This window comes from Bacteroides cellulosilyticus, assembly GCF_020091405.1.
In the GTDB taxonomy this organism is placed as follows: Bacteria; Bacteroidota; Bacteroidia; order Bacteroidales; family Bacteroidaceae; genus Bacteroides.
This window is the reverse complement of sequence record NZ_CP081903.1, coordinates 2307646-2332552: the sequence shown is the minus strand read 5'-3', so window position 1 is coordinate 2332552 and position 24907 is coordinate 2307646. Positions and strand designations below refer to the sequence as shown.

Genomic DNA, 24907 nt, shown 5'->3' with positions numbered 1-24907 from the left:
GAAACCCGCCGGGCTTTCTTTTTGTAAAAAAAGGAAGCGAAAAACCAGAAAAACCTTTTCATACTTTTGCGTATTCCAAAAAGATTATGTTACTTTACCCTATAAACCTTAAATAAGAGAGATTATATTTAAAAATGCCTGTTACCGGTAACCTATATACTATGGATTTATTTTCTCGTTTCTTTCGGGAGAATCAGGAAAAGTTTCTTGCCTTCGCCTATTCCTACATCAGAAGCTGGGCAGAAGCAGAAGATATTCTTATGGAATCCATGATTTCTCTGTGGGAATGTCGCAACCGCTGGGAAGAAGATAAAGGTCTGCACGCATTGCTCCTTACCATTATCAAGAATAAGGCACTCAATTATCTGGAACACGAACAAACCCGCCTGCGTATTGAGGAAGATTTGAATTCGCACCGTCAGCGCGAGTTAGACTTGCGTATTGCCACGTTGAAAGATTGTGAGCCCGACAAAATTTTCAGTACGGAGATACAGCATATCGTAAACAAAGCCTTGGAAAAGATGCCACCACAAAGTCGCGAAATCTTCATGCTCAGCCGTTACAGCAACCTGCCAAACAGGAAAATAGCCGAACAACTGAATATCTCTCTCAAAACAGTAGAATTCCATATCACCAAAGCTCTACGTATTCTGCGTGTGGAACTGAAAGATTATCTCGCCTCTATCCTACTTTAGTAAAACTCTCCTGCTTTTCTTTGATAATATAAATAAAAGATATATGTTTGCAAAATCAGTAATATTGCTGGCTATTAAACATGGTAGTTATGAGATATATTGTAATAATATACTACGTGCTTATCGAGGGAGAACAAGTTTTCGAGACCCTGAATGTCAACAAGAATATTGAAGCAAACTCTCCGGAGGAAGCCATAGGCATTGCTTACAATCTATTTAAAGCCGAAGCTCCGGATGAATGTTACATTGTATCCATAATTCCCAATCCGGCAAGTTAATACCGGCAATTAATTAATTTCCTGTCACATTCCATAAAGCTCTGATGTGCCTCCGGTGCATCACACGGATATTCTATGCGCTTACGTTTGGAGTATCCGAAAAACAGAACAAAGCTATCCGCTCCATACCCGGTTCTTATCTTCTTCGTACCCCCCTCGTATCTGCTTCGCTATTTTCATCCTCCTATAGAAGAGAAGCAGGAACGAACCGGATACGGCTCAGAAGAGTTCCTGACCAAAATTACACATCTCATTCCGCCGGTTTCCAGAGCATCACTTCCTGACAATTTCTCTGTTTCCAACTCATTTTGAAGAAAAAACAAAAAAAGTTTCATTTTCCGTTAGGGTAGTTTCAAGCTCACCTGTATTAATTATAGAAGGGCAGAAAAAAACGCTCTTATTCAGCAAACAAATTAAGTACCTTATGAATCAAGAACTATTATATAAGTATTTTAAAGGAACCGCCACCATTGAAGAAGAAAAGCGCATCCTTGACTGGGTGGAAGCCTCGGAAGAAAATCGGGAAGCTTTCTTGAAAGAACGTATGATGTTTGATGTCGCCTTATTCTCCGACAGACAAAGTGCCGGAAAAAAGACATTCCGTCTGGCTCCGATACTAAAATAGGGAATACGCGTAGCAGCCGTTATCATCGTAGGCGTATGCGGTTATTTCATGACTAATGATTATCTATATAATCAGGCATCCCTGCCACAAACAGTAACCGTCCCCGCCGGACAACGTGCACAAATCACTCTTGCCGATGGTACGCGAGTATGGCTGAATGCACAATCCACATTGACCTATGCTTCCAACTTTGGGCGTGGCGAAAGAAACGTAGAACTGGATGGTGAAGCCTACTTTGAAGTGGCAAAAAACAAAGATATCCCCTTCTACGTGCACACAGAGATGAACAAAGTGAAAGTCGTAGGTACCAGCTTTAATGTTTGTGCTTACACAGGAAGCAAAGAGTTCGGTACCACATTGGTAGAAGGCATAGTAGATATTTATCCTGCCAATAGTAATCAAATGATTACCCGTCTGCAAAAAGACGAAGTTTTCTTGAATGAAGACGGGAAATGTAAGAAAACCATTCTCCCCTCTTACGAATATCTGCGTTGGAAAGAAGGATTATACTGCTTTGATGACGCCCCTTTCAATGGTATTCTCGGTAGACTGGAAAAATACTATAATGTAAAAATAACCGTCGCTAATCCTGAATTGTTGAATTATGGGAGTTTTACCGGCAAATTCCGGGAACAAGATGGTATAGAACACATTCTTCGAACAATCTCTAAAGATCATCCTTTTGAGTTCACTATTAACGAAGCAAAAGACTCAATCACCATCTACAAGAAGTAATTTGATATCAAAGATAAAACCTTAAAATTTAGTACTAACCCCTTAAACTGAAAAGCATTATGAAATAGAAGAAACAGTCAACCAATCCCCCCTACAAAAAAGATCGGAAAGTACCCCCATACTTTCCGATCCGAAACAGTCAAAAATCGACCTTAATCAATTTATTAACTTAACACATTACAAAGATATGAGAAAAATTTCTTTGAATGGGCTTTTTTGCCCAAAAAGTTTAGTATTTAAGCAAATATTACGAACTATGAAGATCACACTATTCCTTCTCTTGTTTGTAACGTTCCAAGCGTACAGTAGTAGTAGCTACTCTCAGAATGCCAAAATCAGCATCCCCCGCTCTGAGTTGCGAGTAAGCGAAATCCTCGATAAAATCGAGGCTCAGACTGAGTATTTGTTTGTCTACAATAAGAAGAGTGTGGACGTGCGCCGCACCGTAAATGTAGATGCAGACAACCAGCCAGTGTCCGAAGTTTTGGATGAAATATTCAATGGCACGGACATCAGATATGTAATGGAAGGCAAGAACATCGTGCTGACCAAACAAAATGAAACTGCAACCGAAGCCATCACCGCCGTACAGCAGGAAAACAAACCCGTGAAAGGTGTTGTGACCGACATGCAAGGTGAACCGATTATCGGTGCCAATGTGGTAGAGAAAGGTACTACAAACGGTGTTATCACCAATATTGATGGTGAATTTACACTGAATACACCTACCGACGCCACACTGGTTATCAGCTATATCGGATACCAGCCGGTAAGCGTTCCCCTGAATGGTCAGGAAACAATCAATGTGCAGATGCAGGAAGAAGCACTATCATTGGAAACGGTAGTAGTGACCGCCATGGGTATCAAGAAAAAAGCCGCTTCACTGACTTACTCTACCCAGCAAGTGGGTGGCGATGAACTGACACGCGCCAAAGATGCCAACATGATAAACTCTCTGGCAGGTAAAACAGCAGGTGTCTCCATCACCAAGAATGCTTCTGGTTTGGGCGGCTCCGCCAAAGTATCTATCCGTGGTATCCGCTCAGCAAACGAAAGCGGAAACAATCAGCCTCTTTATGTTATCGATGGTGTACCTATGCTGAACAGTACTACCGAACAAGCATTCAGCGTCATGGGCGGAGATAATGACGCAGGTAACCGTGACTCAGGCGACGGTATCTCCAACCTCAATCCCGATGATATTGAAAGCATGAGTATCCTGAAAGGTGCTTCCGCTGCCGCACTCTACGGTTCGCAAGCAGCCAATGGCGTCATCCTTATCACTACAAAGAAAGGCAAAGAAGGTATGCAACGCATTACTTTCTCTTCTAACCTGACCATTGACAAAGCAATGGGCCTCCCCGATTTCCAAAACACTTACACAGCTAGCGGTACTTCCAGCTGGGGTGAGAAGCAAGCAAACATGAAGGATTATAACAATGTGGACCACTTCTTTGACAATGGAGTAACTGCCATCAATTCTGTTACCGTACAGACCGGTAAAGAGAAGATGCAGACTTACTTCTCTTACGCCAATACCACAGCCAAGGGTATTATCAATGTCAATAAATTATATAAGCATAACCTGACATTACGCGAAACAGCTACTCTGTTTAAAGACAAGCTAACGTTGGATGCCAACGTGAACCTGATTTCACAGACCATCAACAACCGCCCCAGTTCCGGTGGTTACTACATGAATCCGTTGGTAGGTCTATACACCTTCCCACGCGGAAAAGACATGGCCGAATATCGTGATAACTATGAAGTGTTTGATGAAGGACGTAATATGCCGTTGCAGAACTGGTATACTTCTACCCAAGATTTCGAACAGAACCCTTACTGGATTACAAACCGTATCACCAGCAAAGACAAACGTTATCGTGCCATCGCATCTTTAAGCGCCAACTTGAAAGTAAACGATTGGTTAACCCTTCAGGCACGCGGTAACATTGATTTCATCAACGATAAGTACCAACAGAAATTCTATGCAGGTACGGCAAGCAACCTCTGCCACGAAAACGGTCGTTATGTGGACATGAACAATCAAGAATTCATGATGTACGGTGACGTAATGGCAATGTTCAATAAGACTTGGAATAACTGGGCAGTAAATGCCGCTGCCGGCGTCAGCAACAATACGACTAAAACAAATATGCTGAAGCTGGACTCTGGTAAAGCAGGTTTGTACTACGCCAATGTATTCAGTGTTCCCAACATGATTTTGAACGACGGCACAGCCTATATCGACGAAACCCTGAATTCACGTCGCGTCGTCCAGTCCGTATTCGCCACCGCCCAGATCGGCTGGAAAGAAAGTCTTTATCTGGACTTAACCGCCCGCAACGATTGGTCGTCCACACTGGCAAACACCAGCAGCAAGAATTCTGGCTTCTTCTATCCGTCAGTGGGTGTATCCTGGATTATCGACCGTACTATCAAGCTGCCATCCTGGATTAGCTTCGGCAAAATACGCGCATCCTGGGCACAAGTAGGTAACGACCTTCCTATCGGCATCACCTCTCCGAGTCCTCAAATCACAGCAGGCGGTATCGTAAGACAAATACAGTACGACTTTTCTGAAGACTTGAAACCGGAAATCAGCAGTTCATGGGAAATCGGTGCAGAATGGAGATTTTTCAATAACCGTTTAGATTTCGATTTCACATACTACCGCACAGATACCAGAAACCAGCTATTGTATATCAATACTCCTACAGGCAATCATCCGTATAAGTATATCAATGCAGGTAAGATACGCAACCACGGTATTGAGCTAACAATCGGAGGAACTCCGGTCATGACAGAAAACTTCCGCTGGAAAACCAACGTAAACTTCTCAACCAACAAAAACAAAGTTCTTTCTTTGGGCGACAATCCTGAATTTGACTATGGCTCAGGCGTAAGTATGCCATACCGTATGCGCGTTAAAGAAGGCGGTTCATTGGGAGACATCTATGGCAATGACTTTGCACGTGACGAAAACGGCAAGATTATAGTTACTGATACCGGTGCACCCAAAATAGAAACGGGCAACAATACACTGATTGGCAACGCCAATCCGGACTGCATGCTCAGTTGGGGCAACACGTTCACTTATAAAGGTTTCAATCTTTACTTCCTGTTCGATGCAGCCATCGGAGGTGATGTTATTTCACTGACGCAAAGCGCACTCGACATGAGAGGCGTCAGCAAGAATAGCGGTGAAGCCCGAGACAGAGGTTACGTAGAAGTAGAAGGACAACGATTTGAAGGGGAAAAGATAGAAAGTTTCTATACAGCAGTCGGTAACCGTGGCGACGGTTGTACAAGCTACTACCGCTATGATCGTACCAACATCCGTCTACGCGAACTTTCACTGGGTTACTCTTTCCCCCAAAGACTGTTGGAAAAGACTGGAATATTTAAAGGAATAGACCTGTCTCTCGTTGCCCGCAACTTGTTCTTCCTCTATAAGGATGCCCCATTTGATCCTGACGCTATCCTGTCAGTAGGAAATGCAAACCAGGGTGTTGATATCTTCGGCATGCCGACTACAAGAAACATAGGCTTCAATCTTAAATTCACTTTCTAAATTCGATGCAATTATGAAAAGATATAAATATATAGCTACATTATTACTAGGTGGAATCGTTTCATTTTCCTCTTGTACTGATAATTTCGATAATTACAACAGCACCCAGGGTGCATATACCGATGAATTGCAGGAGTATGATTTCCAGAAGCAACTTATCCCCTTCAAAACGATTCAGACTGCCATTGTATACCAAACCGGTGTGGAGGGAACCGACTGGCAATACCAGATTATGCAAAATCTGATGGCCGATATGTTCGGCGGATACTTCCACGACATGAACGGTGGTTTCAACATACAAAATTCATCTTATAAACTAAACACTGGTTGGGCAGGATCGCAATGGAGTAACACCTATGCACAAGGCATGCCTCCTATTGCCAATGCAGAAAAGTTATGTACCAAAGAGGAATATCCTGCATTTTATGCGCTGACCAAAATTATGAAAGTAGCCATGATGCACCGCGTAAGCGACTATTACGGTCCTATCATCTACAAGAACTTCGGGCTGGCTAATCCGGCTCCGCAATCCCAGAAAGATGTGTATTCTGATTTCTTCAACGACCTTACTGAAGCCATTCAGGTGTTGAAAGCTCACGTTGCTGACGGTGGACCCAATACATTTGAGACAGCAGACATCATGATGCCACAAGGTAAACGCACGTATGAACAATGGTTGAAATTTGCCAACTCATTGCGCTTACGCCTTGCCATGCGCGTATCAAATGTGGACGCCACACTGGCAAGAACCCAGGCACAAGCCGCATTGGATGCAAGTAATGGCGGTGTGCTGGAAGCAATAGATGAAACGGTAGGCCAGTATGGCGTACGTAATCCATTGGGTGCCGTAAACGCTTGGAACGAAGTATTCATGAACGCAAGCCTGGAATCATTCCTATGCGGATATGAGGATCCCCGCCTCAGTAAATACTTCCTGCCGGCAGTAGGTAACACCGGAGCAGACGGTGAAGTACCAGCACTTTTCGATATAAAAGGCTCTTTTAAAGGCGTACGTCAAGGAACAGCTTTGGATAAGGATAATCGATATTTGACCCATTCCCGCTCAACCGCTACAATATCTACGGACATTATTATAATGACTGCCGCTGAAGTATGGTTTCTCCGTGCCGAAGCTGCACTGAGAGGTTATGTAGATGCCGGAAAGGAAGCTGAATACTACAAGAAAGGTGTTGAAACATCATTTGCACAATGGGGTGCCGGTGATGCGAGCGCTTACTTGGCGAGTGACGCCACACCATCCGATTATGTAGATGCTTTCGATAAAACATTCGACGTGGCAGCAATGACGAAGATTACCCCGAAATGGGCAGAAGGCAGCGATGAAGAGAAGCTGGAACGTATCATTACACAGAAATGGCTTGCCATATATCCTGACGGTTGCGAAGCTTGGGCGGAACAACGTCGCACGGGATATCCCCAATTATTTAAAGTTGCCGTGAACCTGAGTGATAAAACTATTAGTACGGATATTATGATACGCCGGGCAACCTTCCCGACAGATCTGGATGCTTCAACAACCAGCGCATTAACCCAATTATTAGGTGGAGCCGACAATGGTGGTACTCGCCTTTGGTGGGATGCAGGAAAGAACAATTTCTAAAATAAGACCAAGGTATAGAATTTTGATTAGTGGTGTTTTCTCCGTATTAGTTACGAGGGAAAGAAGATTGGAAGGAGTAAAGTCATTTGGGGGACTTTACTCCTTTTTATATCAGCGTGTCTTTTCCTGATTTAGCTAGACGCTTTTTCTGTTTATAAATGATATCAGTAGACGGTTCTTTAGAATATTGTTAATAACCAGGATTCTGTTGCTGCTTCTTTTCCTCGGAAGTCAACGCATGACCGTCCTTTTGGATAGCATCCAGATAAGTTTGAGGGATAGGACGCAAACAATGATGTTCATCAATATTAGGAGCAGCATCCGAATTAAAAGCTTTGGTGCGTGCCACCAATGTTTTTGTTCTTGACAAGTCTTCCCAACGATAAAACTCACCGCAAAGTTCACGGGAACGCTCATTCAGCAGAAGGCACATCATGCGATCATAATCAGAGCTATATTTCAGTTTTGAAATAACAGCCTCATCTTCAGCCGGAAGACTATGTATATCTGTAATTTCAAGATCGGTGGGAAGTGTAGTCTTATCAATATCATTGGACTCATAATAAGAATTTTCGGTGTAATAAGAGTTTATGCCGTCAATCTGCCACCCTAAAGCATTTTCATTATATGATGCACCACCGTCACAATATGCCGAACGATCTTCCCCGTTCTTATAGGCAGCACGCTTGCGGAGTTCATTAATGTAATACAGAGCATCACCATATTCGCCTTGGCGAATCAGAACTTCAGCAGCAATCAGATAAGTTTCACCAAGACGGGCCAGAATACCATCCCGATTGCCTCCCATATCACTGACCGTTTCACGCGAACCATCAATATACTTATTAAGAGCTACAAAACGGCTTACATCATCATATAATGCCACATCGTCCTTACCGTTACGATCTTTCGGATAAGTCACAAATGTAGTAGGAATGGCTTTGCCGGTCTTCTCATCAATCACCTTTCCGCTGAGTTGCACTCCATCGAACCGGGTATCGCCCGGACGATTGACAACATACATCACGCCCAAATCTCCCACTTCGTAACCGGAACCCGCTTTCGGGTTATTAACAGCATACTTAGTCTTAAAACTTTTCCAGAAACGGGAATCATTAACCATATCATAGATATTATACATATAATATGTGGTTCTTAAACGTTGGTACTCGCGACCGCCAGCCAAATCACGTTTCATCTGAGGCAAGTTATTGTAAACAGACAAGAAGAAGAGATGGCATCTGTTAGTGCCGGCACTTCTGGAAGATTTGTCAGAAGAGAACTGTGCCGAAAGAATAATCTCATCTAATTTTTCACTCGCCCCGTCAGGTTCAGTATAATGCCATAGATCAGAGAAATTGGGAGCTAACTGATGACGTGAAATTACTTCTTTGGCCAGTTTCAAGGCTTCTTTCAGGTCAGATTCTTTAGTCGCACCGTTCCATCCATCGTTAATTTCACTGGCACGGAACAAGTAAGCCTTAGCTAAAAAATGAGCTGCAGCATCCCTGCTAATCTTCCCCACCATGCTTACCGTCGCCGGCAACAGATCATAAGCATTCTTCAAATCACCAATCGCCTGTTCTACCGTAGCTTCTGCCGTAGCACGGGTGAACTCACGGACAGGTACAAAGCTCGACTCTAATTTCAAGGGTACACCTCCATACTGGGAAACCAACTTCAGATAATTAAAGCCACGCAGGAAATAGGCTTCGCCCATATACGTCTTCTTATTCGTACCGGTATAACTATCAGGAGTTATTTTGCTTAACAACAGGTTCGCATTGTTGATTCCGATATACATGGCATCCCAAAGGCTTTCGGCCATTGTAGTATTTGAATTAGCGGCTACAATCTGTGACTGGAAACTACCATCATAATTGTTCCACACTTTATTGGAACCATCACCACCCACAGTAAACTCATCCGTACCGTAATTAGTGGTAGTATAGGCATTCTCCTTGAAGAAATGGAAACGCAGGTTATTGTAAATGCCCACAGCCAGCTGATCAATGCCTTCCGGTGTATCAAAGAAATCGGTAGTCTGTTGAGTGGTAAGCTTTTCATCCAGAAAATCACTACAGGAAGCCATCACGCCTCCCAAGGTCAAGGCTAATAAGCCGAATGTAATATTCTTATATAATTTCATAATCGTTTGCTTTTTAGTTTAAAATCCTACATTCAATCCTATTGTGAAACCACGGTTCCAGGTAGATGTTAAATTCTGCGAAGCGTCCAGTTCCAGAAAATCTATATTAGAAAAGATACGCCCCGGATTCTTAGCCTGCACATATACTTTCAGATTAGATAGATTCCATTTGCTCACCATGTTCTTCGGGAAAACGTAACCTAATGAAATATTACGCACTTTCAGGAACGAACCGTTCTTATATCCCAGAATCCGGTAGTAGGGATCACCGCCTCCATCATCATGGATAGGTTTCTGATATTCAGCATTCTTATTATTCTCATTATAGTAATTTATCTTACGCTGAGTGTAGCGGCCTCCCTGCCACTCACCACCTGTATCAACCATATAGTCAAAACGGCCGTACAACATGAAGGAAAGCTCAAAATTCTTATAAGAGAAAGTATTGGTCATACCCAAGGTCCAGCGTGGACGTGTATGTCCCACTACTATACGGTCATCATTCGGATCAATCTTATGGTCACCATTCTGGTCTACCGGGCGTGCCATACCTACCTGAAACGAATGTCCTTTCTTATTAAATTCAGCCATTTCAGCCGCATCATCCTCTTTCCAGATTCCGGCAGACTCATAGCCATAGATCACTCCTAATGATTTTCCGATGAACCAATTATTATTAATATCATCTTCTTTACCATTTGCCAACTCTTCTATTTTATCTTTCTGCCAGGCGACATTTAGACTGGTAGCCCACTCAAAGTCCCGGGTCCGGATATTCACAGTATTCAATGTGATATCCACACCTATATTGGAAGTTTCCCCAACATTGGCATAAGTTTGGGTATAACCATTTAATGAGGGAATTCCCATCTGCATCAATAAGTCTGTTGTACGCGAAGTATAAAAATCCAAAACTCCCGAAATTCTTCCGTTCAGTACAGAGTAATCAACACCAATATTATATTGGGTAGTCTTTTCCCACGTTAAGTCTTTATTGGCCATAGCCACCGTACCCCCCGTAGCTACAGGATCGGAAGCTACGAAGCCTGAAGTGGAACTGTCACCATAAGGATAATAGATAGGAACAACGGCCCCCTTTGTTTGGTAAGGATCAATAGCAGAGTTACCGGTAACCCCGACTCCCACACGTAGTTTCAACTGATTGAGCCAACTTACATCCTGCAAAAATCCTTCCTGATCAAGACGCCAACCCAATGCTGCACTGGGGAAAAATGCCCATTTATTACCTTTGGCAAGCTGCGAAGCGCCATCCCAACGACCGGAAACCGTGAGGAGATATCTACTGTTATAATCATAATTTAAACGGAACATATACGAAAGTAACTGCTTCTCTACTAAATCACTTCCCCAGTCATCCAGCGCAGAAATATTTGCTTTACTCAACGCATTCCATTTGGCACTGGCCAGGGGAATATTTAAAGCAGCCATAGAGGATTCTTCATAACGATATTTAGTGGCACTTTGCAGTAAAGTCACTCCCAAAGAGTGTTTTCCTATTTCCTTATCATAGTAGATAAGATTATCAAGTGTACATGAAAAATCAGATTGATTCGTTAAACTGGCACGATTGGTTCCCTCGCGACTGACAGAGTTCGCATCTGCGAAACTTCCATTACGGTAACTACGAAAGTCGGGACCAAAATTGAAGCGATACCTGAGCCCTTTCAGAGGAGAGAAGATCTCACCCAAGTTCAACTGGGCATACAGACTACCGATAGCACGGAACATACGACGTTCATTCTCACTATAATTCCATTCGTTGACTATCGTTTTCACTTTATCATCTCCACCCGGATAATCAATGCGGTTACCCTCATCATCAAAGGGCACGGCATACGGATACAAACTGGTAGAAGCTGCATACAGATTGGATGGCCGGTCACTGATCATCTGTCCTACAGCCTTAGCCGAAGAACCATATTGCTGTTCACTGAAAGTACCGTTGACATTCAAGCCCATCTTGAACCATTTGGTCGGATCAAGATTCAAGCTGACTTTGGCTGTATAACGAGTGTAAGACTGACCTTTCACGGTACCCTCATTATCCAGATAGCCGATAGAAGCATAGCCTTGTACTTTATCCGTACCACCACTGGCGCTCAACGTATGTTCATGGGTAACACCGGTTTGTGTAACCATATCAGCCCAATCCGTTGTAGGAACCGCGGATGCATTCCAGCTACCACCAGCCCAACCTTTTTCAATATTCCTCCAGGCATAAGGATCTTTTGCTCCGTTAAAAATCAGATAATCACTATCCTTATCAGGCTCGTCACCTCTCGGATATTTATTCGGTTCTTTATAGTAATAAGCCCAACGGCGCCACTCAATATATTCGGCAGAATTCATCATTTCAGAGTAATCCTGCAAATTTTCAATGGTCATCGTACCCGAATAGTTCAATGACATCTTGCCCGCCTTGCCCTGTTTAGTAGTAACCAAAATGACACCGTTGGCACCACGTGAACCATAAATAGCAGTAGCAGAGGCATCCTTCAGGACATCAATGGATTCTATATCCTGTGGATTCAAAGTCTCAATGCCACTTGTCGACATTAAAGGAATACCATCCACTACATAAAGCGGAGTATTGCTGGCACTCAATGAACGTACACCGCGTACATTGATAGTTCCTATTTCACCCGGACGTTCATTGCTAACAATATCCACACCTGCCGCTTTACCTTGCATAGCTTCGAAAGCATTGGCTGCCGGTCGGGAATTCAGTTCGTCCGAATTTACACGAATCATAGCACCGGTAACGTCCGATTTCTTCTGAACACCATACCCCACCACTACCACTTCGTCTAACGTTTCCGTATCTTCCTGCAGAATGATTTTCAGTTCTCTCTTATTCTCTACTTTGATTTCCTGCGGAATATAGCCGATGTATGTAACCCGTAGAATTGCATTAGCCGGGGCATTGATAATAAAACGCCCATCTATATCTGTAATTGTACCTATTGATTGTCCCTTTATCGTAACATTAGCACCAATGATCGGTTCACCGGCCATATCTTTTATAGATCCCGTCACCTTATTGTCATCAGCTTGTTTTTCAGAAGCATTCTCTTTTGCTTTATTCATCAGCATGATATTCTTGCCTTCCATAGCATAATAAATACCAGTCCCTTCAAAGACCTCGTTCAAGACCTCTGCCACCGGTTTATCTTGTGCATGAACTTTGACGTTACGTTTCAGATTAACCTCATTCATATCATACACAAACAGATAATCAGTCTGCTTTTCTATCTCGTTGATAACTTTGCCTGTTGATATACGGTCCGAAACAACTGTAACTTTCATGGTCTGTGAATAAGATTTCGTGGCAAAAGCTGTTCCGACAAATAAAAACAAGGCCAGAGCTGTGATTTTCATAACCCGAAATAAATGTTTAATTTCTACAATAGATTCTTGGTACAAAATATTTTTCATATATTTGTATTACTAATTTTAGGTTTTAACTTAAGATTATTAGAAGAAAATGTCAATGTATCATTGACTTCCATGGGATAGTGTTGCAGCACTGTCCCATTTTTATAAAATATAATGTGTGTTATTCCATAGGCAGAATATTTTAAAGGGTTAATTAATAGTTATCACATTGTTTTCATCATCTTTTGTATAAGTAAATCTATTATTCAATCTCAGTACTTTCAGCACATGCTCCACTCCATCTTTGGTTCTGAACTTGCCTGTATAGCGATTCTTGAATATACTGGTATTGTTTACCACAATATCCACTCCATAATAAAGTTTCAATTTTTCAATCATATCCCTGACGGGTATATCATTAAAACAAAGCAAACCTTCACGCCATAAAAAATAGTCCGGTTCTTTAATACGTCCTTTCACCAGCCTGCTACCTTTCAGGCTTGCCATTGTGTTTGGCTCTAACTTCAACACTCCTGCGGATGAATCCGATAGCTGAATTTCTACCGCTCCTTTCAGCAAAGAAGTTTCCCAGACACTATCTTCCGCATAAGCCAATACGTTGAATTCCGTACCTAATACCTTTACATTGCATTTACTCGTTTCCACTATAAAAGGCCTCTCTTTATTCTTAGCTACTACAAAATAGCCCTCACCATCTAATTTTACTTTCCGGTTATTGTCTTTAAACTTTTCCGGGAAAGTCAATGTACTCCGAGAATTCAGCCACACCTTCGTACCATCTGCCAACATTATTTCCGTCCGTTGTCCGGCAGGCGCATAAATAGATTGAAGTGCACTGCTTTCCACAGTCTGATGTTTATTATCCCAATAGTGTGTGCCTAATAAGACGATTGCAACCACTGCCGCTGCTTTAGCCATTTCCACCCAGAGTGTATGCACAGAAAATCTTTTTCCTGCTTTTTTCTTTTCTACCACTGCCGGCAGTGTACGCCACAAAGCAATATCATACAGTTTGCGTTGCGCCATATATTCACGCATATTCTCAGGCTTTTCCTGCATCCACTCGGTTATGTGCCGCTTCTCTGCTTCCGTGGCATTACCGGATATATATTTCTGTAATAACTCTGTATCCATATCCTATGCTATTCTATATAGTTAACGACTAAAGTGGAAACATCCCTAAAAGAAAAACTAAAAAAAATGAAGTAGTACTTTATTCGGTAGAAGAAATGATAAGAAATGCTCTTATCAGACGGCTAATTGAAAAGAGGCAAGAAGATAGATTTCCGATTAAATCTCATTTATGTTCTCTATTTTAAGAACAACATATAATTTAGAATTTAATATAAAAATAGAAGTAAAAGAGGGGCAGATAATCCTTCAAGGATACCCGTAGCACCTTCAATGCCTTTGAAATATGGTATTCCACTCCTTTAATGGAAATTTTCATTTCTTCGGCAATTTCTTTATTCGACTTATTCTCAAAACGGCTTAAAAGAAATATCCGGCGTGTTTGTTCCGGCAAAAGGTCTAAAGTCTCACGAACGATAGATTCCACTTCTTCCGAAAAAATCTCATTAGGGTTACAGGCTTCCAGAGTAGAAATTCGAGTGGAAAGTTCAAAATGATGCCAGTCAGTCATAGATTCAAAAGCTGTGCGTTTCACCTCCTCATGTTTCAGATAATCCAGAGCTTTATTCTTCAGGATAGTAAGTAGAAGAGGTTCCACATAATCTATCGTTTCTATTTTCAGCTTCTCCCACAGCCTTATCAGTGATTCGGAAGCGATGTCTTCAGCTGCCAGATCATCGTGGACATAAGACTTTGCAAAGAAAAAAGATTTCTTATAATAAAAGGCATAGATATCACTGAAAGTATTTCCTATTTTATCATTCATCAGTCACACTCTATTATGTTTTTCATTCGTTGCACTAAATATCATATAGCAAAGTTAGCAATAAACATTTAATAACCCGTTGGGAGAATTATCTTTTTGATCGGAGGGAAACGAACATTTTGTCTTAGACTGATATAGGTAGACACATTTACCAACTAATAAATGTGTCTACCTATATCAGTCTAAGACATAAACATAATTTTCATGGAATGAAACAACCGTCGGGCTTATATCCCACCAATCATCACTTATAGACTTGTATCGGCAACTCTCCGCGCAATGCTCCCAGAACATTAACAGCAAGCGCTTCCAACTCATCTTCTCCAGGGTACACATGTACTGGGGCAAGGAAAGAAACACGCTCTTTCAAGCGGGAAATAACATACTCTGAATGGGCAATACCGCCTGTCAGCAAGATTGCGTCTATTTTACCAAAAAGCGCAACGGCGGCAGCTCCAATACTTTTGGCAACCTGATAGATCATGGCATTCAGCACCAATTCGGCTTTTTCATCTCCGTCTTCAATAGACTTTATGATGGCAGGTATATCCGTAGTACCAAGATGCGCTGCCAGACCGGCATGCCCGGAAATACGTTTCTTCAGTTCATCCTTTCTGAAACGATGGGAATAACAAAGATCAATCAACTGCCCGGCAGGCAATGTTCCCGCACGTTCGGGAGAGAAAGGACCTTCACCGTCAAGAGCATTATTCACATCAATGGCACGCCCGTAATGGTGAGCCCCAACAGAAATGCCACCACCCAAATGACAGATAATCAGATTCAAATCTTCGTAGCGCACCGGATGATCGGGAGAAGCGGCTGTTAACTCGGCAGCATAACGGCGGGCAATGGCACGCTGGTTCAAAGCATGCCAGATGGTAATACGTGGCATCAGTGGAGAACCCGTGATACGGGCTACCTCATCCAGTTCATCCACGACACCGGGATCAGCAATAAAAGCACGGCAATCGGGAAGCAATGCTGCCAATTCGGAAGCAATAAGACACCCCAGATTACACGCATGGCTTCTCATGGCATGGGCTATATCATCCAGCATGGCGTCATTCACCTCGTACACTCCGCCCGGAATGGGTTTCAGTAATCCTCCACGCCCTACGATGGCATCAAATTCAAAAGGAATACCATTCTCTTTTAAGGCTTCTATTACCAAATTCTTGCGGAATTCAAACTGGTCGATGACGCGAGGGAAATGGGAAAGTTCTCCTACCGAATGGCGAATGTTACGCACCAAAAGCGGAGTTGTGTCTTCGTATACTGCAATTTTCGTTGAAGTAGAACCGGGATTGATAGCAAGAATTCTCATAATTTAAGATTTGACGTTTTACAATTTACGATTAGGATCACCCACTTTATCACCCTGTCACTTAGTCACAGGCACAAGTGAGGCATGCCATGGCAATACTATAATATTTAGAGAGACCGGAATCACTACGCGAGGGCAACACCACCGGACATACAGGACCTTGCAACAGACCTGCCATATCAGCATGGGCAAACAAGGATACAGCCTTATAAAAAGCATTTCCCGATTCGATATTAGGGAAGATCAGCACATCCGCTTCTCCATTGATAGGAGATGCAATCCCTTTGATATCACCGCTTGTCTTCTCACAGGAAGTCTTTACATCCAATGGACCATCGATTATTACATTTCCGAATTCTCCGGCCTCCGCCAACTCCACGATATTGACATAATCCAGCGAATGGGGAAACTTGGCACTTACCTTCTCCGTACAATGAATAAGTGAAATGCGAGGTTGTTCAATACCAAAGTGGCGACAAGTATGGATAGCATACCAGATCATCTCTATGCGTTGCTGCAAAGTAGGTCGCGGAATTACGGCGGCATCCGAGAAGAACAACAACTTATCATACGTAGGAATCTGCATTACAGCCAGATGAGTCAGGATTTTACCCTTAGGCAACAGACCTTTTTCCTTATCGAGAATCGCATGCAGAAGGTTATCAGTATTGATAATCCCTTTCATCAAAATATCCGCTCCACCCTCACGAACAATACGTACAGCCTCACGCGCCGCCTCATCGGGATCCTCTATATGCACCGTACGGACGTACTGGGGATATTTCTTCAATGTAGGATATTTTTCAAGAATCGCAGAGTCGCCAACCATCAGGAACTCCGCAATCCCTTCTTCCAGAGAACGGGCAATGGCATATTCCGTATTGGGGTCATTAGCACAAACTACTGCAATACGTTTCCTTTTGTTCAAGGATTTCAAGTGCGAGGTTAGTTGATCAAAGCTTCGAATAGGTTCCATAACGTTAGATTTTTAGCAAATATCTGAAAAAATGTCGAGAAATGCAGCATAACACTCCAGGAAATTTCGCAAGCCTTATTTCATTTTGATAGTTTACACCACAGATTAACGCAGATTATTACTTTTCACCATGATTAGAATAAATCTGTGTTAATCTGTGTAATCTGTGGTGTAAACTAAATTTCGTTTTGAGTTATTTTATGTACTTTTGTCCCCATACGCAAAATATTGAATTATGAGCAGCCTTATTTTTCCGTCATACGTACAAAAAGGTGATCGTGTCATCATCCTTTCTCCTTCCAGCAAGATAGACAAGTCTTTTTTGAAAGGAGCCAAAAAGCGTCTGAAATCCTGGGGACTGGAAGTGGTAATGGCTAAACATGCCGGAAGCTCACACGGAACGTATGGAGGCAGCATCAAACAACGCGTAGAAGATTTACAGAATGCGCTGGATGATGAAAAGGCTAAAGTTATTCTATGCAGCCGTGGCGGATACGGAGCCGTGCACCTGTTAGGGAAACTCGATTTTACCCGCTTTCGTGAACATCCAAAATGGCTGATTGGTTTCAGTGACATTACCGCATTACATAATGTGCTCCAGAAAGAAGGTTTTGCATCACTCCACGCCCTAATGGCACGCCATCTGACGGTAGAATCCGAAGATGATTTCTGTACGCTGGCACTCAAAGATATCCTCTTTGGACATTTTAATCCGAAGACGGCAGAATCTGTAGAAATCTCAGGAAATGGTTTCAGCTATATTTGCCCCGGACACAAATTAAACCATAAAGGAACTGCCAGCGGCATTTTGCGAGGTGGCAACCTGTCCGTATTTTATGGACTGCGCGGCACCCCTTATGATATTCCTGCAGAAGGAAGCATTCTCTTTATAGAAGATGTAGGCGAACGTCCGCATGCAGTAGAGCGTATGATCTACAATCTGAAACTGGGCGGTATATTAGAAAAACTATCCGGCCTTATTATCGGACAGTTTACGGAATACGAGGAAAACAAGTCTTTGGGGAAAGAGTTATACGGTGCAATTGCCGACCTCGTGAAAGAATACGATTACCCCGTCTGTTTTAATTTCCCGGTAGGACATGTCAGCATGAACCTGCCCATGATAAACGGAGCGGAAGTAACGCTGGAAACCGGAAGAAAAGAAGTGAAACTAAGTTTTAATTTAGATAAAGAATGAAACGGAATTATACTCTCATCCCTTTATGCCTGGTGTTGCTTGCATTCATAGCATGCAGCAACAATACCAAGAAGGCAAGCGACGACACTGAAGCAACTGCTAAAAACGTCGTCAATGTTCCACAGTTCAATGCAGACAGTGCTTACCAGTATGTGAAAGCACAGGTTGACTTCGGCCCACGCGTTCCTAATACGAAAGCGCATGTGGATTGTGGCAATTATCTGGCAAATAAACTGACCGAATTCGGTGCAAAGGTTACTAACCAATATGTAGACTTACCTGCCTATACCGGTACATTACTAAAAGCCCGCAATATTATCGGTTCCTACAAACCGGATACGAAAAAGCGTATCGTCCTTTTTTCGCATTGGGACAGCCGTCCGTGGGCAGACGCTGACCCGGACGCTAAAAAGCATTACACACCCATTTTAGGCGCTAATGACGGTGCCAGCGGTGTAGGCGTATTATTGGAAATAGCACGTCATTTGCAGAAACAATTGCCGGAAATGGGTATCGATATTGTTTTTGTAGATGCCGAAGATTATGGAACACATCAGGCTTACAATGGCCCGCATAAAGAGGAATACTGGGGACTCGGTTCACAGTATTGGGCACGTAATCCGCATGTGCAAGGATATAATGCACGCTTCGGTATACTGCTGGACATGGTAGGGGGCAAGAATGCAGAATTCCGTTATGAAGGTTTATCTCATGAAGTAGCTCCCAATGTCAATGAGAAAGTCTGGAAAACAGCCAATGCTTTAGGTTTCGGGCGCCATTTTGTACAGAAAAAAGGCGGTTTCGTGACCGATGACCATACGTTCATCAACAAGTACGCCAAAATTCCAACCATTGATATCGTTCCTTATTATCCGGAAGGTGATTTCTTTGAGCACTGGCATACTGTGAAAGATGACATGGATGCCATTGATAAGGCTACATTGCAAGCAGTGGGACAGACGGTAATGCAAGTTATTTACAGCGAGAAATAATTTATAAATCAAAAACATAAATCAAGAAGTATGAGTATCAACGAAGCACAAGACGAAGTGATTGCGGAATTCAGCGACTTTGACGACTGGATGGATCGCTATCAGCTCCTCATAGACTTAGGAAACGAGCAGGAACCGCTCGACGAAAAATATAAAACGGAACAGAACTTGATTGAAGGTTGCCAAAGTCGCGTATGGCTGCAAGCTGACGAAGAGGATGGAAAAATCATCTTCAAAGCTGAGAGCGACGCTTTGATTGTAAAAGGTATCATTTCGTTGCTGATGAAAGTCCTTTCCGGGCATACACCAGACGAAATTCTGAATGCTGATCTTTATTTCATCGATAAGATAGGATTGAAAGAACATCTTTCGCCTACCCGTAGCAATGGTTTGCTGTCTATGGTGAAGCAGATGCGGATGTATGCGCTGGCTTTCAAGGCAAAAAATAGCAGCATATAGAATGTTTTGAAAAACTAAATAAAATAGCCCGAATATACTGGTTATTCGGGCTATTTCATTAATAGTCAAACTAATCATCTGATCACCTTATAGAATGCGATAATCGGATTGTCTGTATCAGGATTATAATTACAAAATATATCAGGATAGTTCTTATTCGGTTCTTCTGATAGAGCATAATCAACAGTTTCCACCCATAAAATAGTATAAACTGACACTAGCTATACATAAATAGAGGGAGGATTCAGAAATTCCAAATCCTCCCTCTATTTAACAAACACCTATATATCAGTTCTAAAATGCTATTTTATTCATCTCCCTCCTGATATTCCAAAATATCTCCCGGTTGGCAATCCAGAATTTTACAAATAGCCTCCAGTGTAGAAAAACGGATAGCTTTCGCTTTTCCCGTTTTCAGAATAGATAAATTAGCAGGTGTAATATCCACCTTTTCGGCTAGCTCTCCTAAAGATATCTTTCGCCGAGCCATCATTATATCAAGGTTTACTATAATCATATAATTCACTTTTATCAAGGTTAAGATTAAATAGTCAGGTCCTGTTCTTCTTTCATACGGATGCCTATTTTAAAAAGACAACCTATGAAAAGTATAAATACACCCAGCAAAAGATATATCATAAAAGATTCCCTACTTATTCCTTCCAAAGTAAAAATTCCCAGAATATATTGTAAGAGTCCGGTTATTTCCACTGTAACTCCAATAAAGACTATCAGATTAGCATTCCGCTTCGTAAACACTTCATTTCTCTTAACATTAGAAAGCATTATCCAAATAAAAATACTGCATACAGCCATTGCTACTAATGTGATACTTCGGGAAAGAACCTGCCATATAAAATCATCAGTATCATCTTTTCCTAACTCATAACACAATTGCATGGTCTGAGTAAGCCATATCATAAGACAACTCGCGCAAATAACCACCAAACAAGACATTACAGTCTCCAATTCCTGCTTCCTATTTTTTTTAAATAAACTTTTCATCGTATTTCTCCCTTTAAATAGTCAGATCCTGTTCTTCCTTCATTTTCACACCTACGGCAAATATCTCGGTAAAGAGAACAATGACCACCAATGATACCCAATCTTCGGACATGCTGAAACCCTTTATTTCATACCCGGGCAGACTCACTTGTTTCACCACTTCAATATAATTCAGCCATTCCATCAACGCATTCAAGATGCTAAAGGCTAATAAAGAATAAGTGAATACACGCATTCTCACCACATTGTCATGAGTAAACACATTACGCTTCGATATGGAAATTAAAACCCGTATCAGGCAATAAATTCCGGCGAGAATAGCCAAAGCAGCAAACGCACCAAAGCAAAACACAATACTACTCCAGGTCGACGGAACAATAGCCACACTTACTTTATCTATTTTGTAAGGAAGGTTTTCATTCATTTTACTATTACGCAATGAGTCCAATATTGTTGTTTCCAGAGGTCGTACCTCCACAGGGATACCTTCAGGCGTGTATAAGGCTGGTGTTTCCGCACGGGCACTTTTACTTCCCGCCAGAAAACTGTCACGTTCTTCTTGCCAACCGGCAGTAAAAGAAATGGCAAAATCTCCTACAATCACCAGTATCGCTAATATCCCCAATATTCTAAATCTCTTCATAATCGTATCATCTCTTTAAATTGTCAATTCCTGTTCTTCTTTCATTTTCAGTCCGATAGCGAAAACTTCTGCCACAATCAGGGCTGAAATCCCCAATACCAGAGAAGTAATATGCACCATATCCGCCATACTCAATGAATAACCTGTCACTGAAAAGACTTTTTCCATGTTATGAAAACTCAGAAATGCAAGAAGGAAGGTACATACAAAACCAATAATAAGCAGCACTCCTAAACGCCTGAGCCGACGGACATTCTTCCAATTGAATATATCGGATTTATTGATCGACACAATAAGACGGATAAAAAGTACTACAGCCCAGACAATGGCAACATAGTTTGCAATAAGAATCAAGAGAGAAATAATTCTGGACAAGATACTGGGTTGTGTATTCACACTGACAATCATTTGCCCGTAAGCAGCAGGTACATATTCACCGGTTTTTTCATTATAAACAGAATCAATCAAGATATCTCCGCCCAAATCTTTTGGTACCAGTTGCACGACCTGCACATTGCTAATCTCTTCTTTAGCCTTTGCATCAATCTTAGAATCAAACCCTTTCTCAATCCCGGTCTTAATCCCCAAACCGACATAATAAGTAGTCTCTAAAACCGAATAACCCAGCACGAGCAATACGATCACGCAAAGAATATTCAATCTCCTTTTCATATTTCAGTAGTTGTATTAGATAATTTATAGGTATTCATCATTCTCCAGGACAATATAAACAAGAGGAAAGCAATTACGAGACCTGTCAGATAAGCTTTTTCTCCAATTAATTCACTGCTATATTCCACATCCGGGAATTTAAGAGCAAGATAAACAGAAAGGCTGTTGTTCATGATGTGAATCAGAATACAAGGTATCAGACTATATGTCTTATAGTAGATCCATGCAAGAATAAAACCGATCAGCGTAGCTCCTACCACTTGTGCCGGATTCATATGAAAGATACCGAATATCAGACCGGATATCAAGATAGCTACTACCGGATTATACTTCTTCAAAAGAACTTTAGTGATTGCTCCACGAAACAGTAGCTCCTCCAAAATGGGTCCCAATATAGCTACACAAATAATTCCTAACCAACCGGATTGCAATAAATTAAAAGTATCGCTCAGCCAGTCAGGCAAAAATGTGAGATGGGACATTAGAAAGTCAATCAGATAAATCATGGAAATTCCCATCATAGCACTCCAGGATAAATAAGATACAGACACTGGAGAGTATAACCTCTTATCTCCTGTCAAGTAGCCTTTTTGCCACAAATAAATCAGCATAAAAACAAATCCTGCCAGCAGAGTGGGAGCCAAGGCAAATTCGCTTGCTCTGTCTACAGTACCGTATTTTACATACGCATAGATCATAGTGAATGGCCCCACTGCCAATGCCCCGAGAATTTGCATCGCCAAGTAAATAAGAGCCAGTTTTATTGCAGTTTTCATCGTTGTCGTCCTTTAGAGTTTACAAAGATATATTTTCTCTATTAAATCATCAAACGGTAGCTCCTATACCGCAAAGAACAGCCATCAACATGGAGAGGGAAATCACTAATAAAGAGATACTCATAAATGCCTTTTTCATAATCGTCAACCTTTATATGTTTTGTTATTCAATAATAATTTATCGTTTTTCGATATGCAAATAAAAAGGTATTTTTTGAGACTAACAAGTAAAACAGAAAATATTTATCGAAAAACAATAAAAAAAGTACGTTTTTCGATAATCATACAAGAAATATAAACAGAAAAGGAGATATTAAAGATAACGGGAAGCTATTTCTTTATCTTTATGAAGCTGGGCAATCAGTTCATCTATGGAGTCAAACTTCAACTCAGGACGGAGATAGCGGACAAAAGAAAGGCAGATATATTGCTCGTAAATATCTGAATGGAAATTAAATATATTCACTTCAATACTACGATCAGTACCGTTAGCCATTGTAGGACGATAGCCAATACTAAGCATACCGCCATAACTCTGACCTGCTACGGTAACGCGCACTGCATATACCCCATCAGAAGGAACCAACTTATCCAGATCATCCACCCGAAGATTTGCAGTAGGAAAACCTATTTTACGACCGACACGATAACCACTTACTACCATGCCATTCAAGAAATAATCATATCCCAGGCAAGCAGCAGCTTCCGAGACGTTACCTTCCGACAGCAATTGCCGGATAACGGAAGAGCTTACTGCAACATCCTTATCTATATATGCATGTGCAAGAATAACTTCTATCCCCAACTCCTGCCCATAGCGTACATAGTCATCAAAACCTTCACTACGGTTATGACCAAAACGATGATCGTATCCTATAACAAGGGCACGTATATTATAATGATTGTAAAGAAACAGCATAAACTCCTTTGCTGAAAGAATGGCAACTTCAGGAGTAAAGTCAAGCATCATGCAATAGTCCAAACCTGTTTCGGCGAGCAAGGAAACCTTTTCTTCATAAGTGGTCAGTAATTCAGGGTGATACTCCGGCTGTACAACCTTACGCGGATGCACAGGAAAAGTCACCACCCCCGAAGCGAATCCATGTGCAGCAGCTACTTCGCGCACCTGTTCAATAAGGTACCGATGTCCTCGATGTACTCCGTCGAAAAAGCCTATGGTAGCAACACAAGGCTGAGGAAGCACTTCCGGTATGTTACGAAGCAACTGCACTACTTTAATTTTTTAATGGTTACTTAAACAGATGACTCCAGTCTTCGCATGCTTTCGGCGTGTAGGTAGAAATACCCAATGTTTCCGCCACACGACAATTCTCAGTAGAATCATCTATAAAGAAAGTTTCTTTCGGATCTATACCTGTTTCCTCCAACAGCCTCTCAAAAATGGCAACGTCCGGTTTCACCATCTTCATTTCATAAGAGAGGAAAATTCTCTCAAAATAATCTTCTACCCGGAAAGCCTTGTAATGAAAAGCATGCTTGCAGGACCATTTCCAGTGAATTTCATTGGTGTTGCTCAATAGATAGACCACATATTTCTCACGCAGTTTCAACAACAAATCCAACTTATAGGTAGGAATACTTCCCAGAAAACTATTCCAGGCAGCATCTATACGGGCATCGGTCACTACCTTCCCTATTTGCTCACGGATCGCATTCCGAAACTCCGCACTGGTAATCAGTCCTTTTTCATGCTGCAAGAAGAAACCTTGCTGATGACAGACATCAAGCATAGCCTCTACATTGGGCATGCCTAACTTTGCAAAATTCTCAATACAATGCTGGCGATCCAAGTCAATCAATACGCCACCAAAATCGATAATAAGGTTTTTAATTCCTTTTTCTTTCAT

Annotated in this window: 20 protein-coding genes and 1 pseudogene; 8 read left to right on the top strand and 13 right to left on the bottom strand. The window is 41.8% G+C overall.

Translation table 11 applies throughout. The features are described 5' to 3' along the window. Window positions 1-134: 134 nt before the first annotated feature. The 5 genes and pseudogenes from K6V21_RS08070 to K6V21_RS08050 all read left to right on the top strand — a co-directional run bounded on the left by K6V21_RS08070 (window position 135) and on the right by K6V21_RS08050 (window position 7528). Entirely contained in the window at window positions 135-695 is a 561-nt protein-coding gene (locus K6V21_RS08070; protein WP_224321460.1) for an RNA polymerase sigma-70 factor, read from the top strand. 89 nt (window positions 696-784) lie between these two features. Continuing rightward, window positions 785-973, top strand: a complete 189-nt coding sequence (locus tag K6V21_RS08065; RefSeq protein ID WP_007219491.1) for a hypothetical protein — start codon at window positions 785-787, stop codon at window positions 971-973. Between the two features lie 424 nt (window positions 974-1397). Beyond that, window positions 1398-2333, top strand: a pseudogene (locus K6V21_RS08060) (FecR family protein). 187 nt (window positions 2334-2520) lie between these two features. Continuing rightward, complete coding sequence (locus tag K6V21_RS08055; RefSeq protein WP_224321459.1) at window positions 2521-5907, top strand: TonB-dependent receptor; 3387 nt, start codon at window positions 2521-2523, stop codon at window positions 5905-5907. Between the two features lie 13 nt (window positions 5908-5920). Further along, on the top strand, window positions 5921-7528 hold the full coding sequence (locus tag K6V21_RS08050) for a SusD/RagB family nutrient-binding outer membrane lipoprotein (RefSeq protein WP_224321458.1): 1608 nt from the start codon (window positions 5921-5923) through the stop codon (window positions 7526-7528). A gap of 190 nt (window positions 7529-7718) precedes the next feature. Here the strand turns inward: K6V21_RS08050 and K6V21_RS08045 are convergent, their stop codons facing one another. The 6 genes from K6V21_RS08045 to K6V21_RS08020 form a co-directional block, all read right to left on the bottom strand. Next, entirely contained in the window at window positions 7719-9677 is a 1959-nt protein-coding gene (locus tag K6V21_RS08045; protein WP_224321457.1) for a RagB/SusD family nutrient uptake outer membrane protein, read from the bottom strand. Window positions 9678-9695: 18 nt separating this feature from the next. Next, window positions 9696-13133, bottom strand: a complete 3438-nt coding sequence (locus K6V21_RS08040; protein WP_224321456.1) for a TonB-dependent receptor — start codon at window positions 13131-13133, stop codon at window positions 9696-9698. 150 nt (window positions 13134-13283) lie between these two features. Further along, a complete protein-coding gene (locus K6V21_RS08035; RefSeq protein ID WP_224321455.1) occupies window positions 13284-14228 on the bottom strand; it encodes a FecR family protein in 945 nt (314 codons plus the stop codon). A gap of 199 nt (window positions 14229-14427) precedes the next feature. After that, a complete protein-coding gene (locus K6V21_RS08030) occupies window positions 14428-14991 on the bottom strand; it encodes an RNA polymerase sigma-70 factor (protein WP_217713441.1) in 564 nt (187 codons plus the stop codon). Window positions 14992-15235: 244 nt separating this feature from the next. After that, window positions 15236-16318, bottom strand: a complete 1083-nt coding sequence (gene buk, locus K6V21_RS08025; RefSeq protein ID WP_224321454.1) for a butyrate kinase — start codon at window positions 16316-16318, stop codon at window positions 15236-15238. A gap of 61 nt (window positions 16319-16379) precedes the next feature. Beyond that, window positions 16380-17294, bottom strand: a complete 915-nt coding sequence (locus K6V21_RS08020; RefSeq protein ID WP_044263702.1) for a phosphate acyltransferase — start codon at window positions 17292-17294, stop codon at window positions 16380-16382. A 235-nt stretch (window positions 17295-17529) separates the two neighbouring features. On the opposite strand from K6V21_RS08020, the gene K6V21_RS08015 reads away from it, so the two are divergent. The 3 genes from K6V21_RS08015 to K6V21_RS08005 are packed head-to-tail and all read left to right on the top strand — an operon-like array spanning window position 17530 to window position 19943. Next, window positions 17530-18492 carry an LD-carboxypeptidase gene (locus K6V21_RS08015; RefSeq protein WP_217713438.1) on the top strand — a complete coding sequence of 321 codons (963 nt, stop codon included), beginning with the start codon at window positions 17530-17532 and terminating at the stop codon, window positions 18490-18492. Continuing rightward, window positions 18489-19484: a M28 family peptidase gene (locus K6V21_RS08010; RefSeq protein ID WP_217713436.1), complete on the top strand. Its 996-nt coding sequence runs from the start codon at window positions 18489-18491 to the stop codon at window positions 19482-19484. The genes K6V21_RS08015 and K6V21_RS08010 overlap by 4 nt, the downstream gene beginning before the upstream one ends. A 30-nt stretch (window positions 19485-19514) precedes the next feature. Then, a complete protein-coding gene (locus K6V21_RS08005; RefSeq protein ID WP_118294899.1) occupies window positions 19515-19943 on the top strand; it encodes a SufE family protein in 429 nt (142 codons plus the stop codon). Between the two features lie 307 nt (window positions 19944-20250). Here the strand turns inward: K6V21_RS08005 and K6V21_RS08000 are convergent, their stop codons facing one another. The 7 genes from K6V21_RS08000 to K6V21_RS07970 form a co-directional block, all read right to left on the bottom strand. Continuing rightward, window positions 20251-20460: a helix-turn-helix domain-containing protein gene (locus K6V21_RS08000; protein ID WP_007662013.1), complete on the bottom strand. Its 210-nt coding sequence runs from the start codon at window positions 20458-20460 to the stop codon at window positions 20251-20253. 26 nt (window positions 20461-20486) lie between these two features. Further along, window positions 20487-20948, bottom strand: a complete 462-nt coding sequence (locus K6V21_RS07995; RefSeq protein WP_217713434.1) for a DUF2975 domain-containing protein — start codon at window positions 20946-20948, stop codon at window positions 20487-20489. Window positions 20949-20961: 13 nt separating this feature from the next. Further along, on the bottom strand, window positions 20962-21591 hold the full coding sequence (locus K6V21_RS07990; RefSeq protein WP_217713432.1) for a DUF2975 domain-containing protein: 630 nt from the start codon (window positions 21589-21591) through the stop codon (window positions 20962-20964). Window positions 21592-21606: 15 nt separating this feature from the next. Then, entirely contained in the window at window positions 21607-22263 is a 657-nt protein-coding gene (locus tag K6V21_RS07985) for a DUF2975 domain-containing protein (protein WP_217713431.1), read from the bottom strand. Next, the gene (locus K6V21_RS07980; protein WP_217713429.1) at window positions 22260-23039 is read right to left on the bottom strand and encodes a type II CAAX prenyl endopeptidase Rce1 family protein; all 780 of its coding nucleotides are present in this window, start codon (window positions 23037-23039) and stop codon (window positions 22260-22262) included. The genes K6V21_RS07985 and K6V21_RS07980 overlap by 4 nt, the downstream gene beginning before the upstream one ends. Before the next feature lie 313 nt (window positions 23040-23352). Next, window positions 23353-24270, bottom strand: a complete 918-nt coding sequence (locus tag K6V21_RS07975) for a bifunctional riboflavin kinase/FAD synthetase (protein WP_224321453.1) — start codon at window positions 24268-24270, stop codon at window positions 23353-23355. 19 nt (window positions 24271-24289) lie between these two features. Beyond that, entirely contained in the window at window positions 24290-24907 is a 618-nt protein-coding gene (locus K6V21_RS07970; RefSeq protein WP_224321452.1) for an HAD family hydrolase, read from the bottom strand.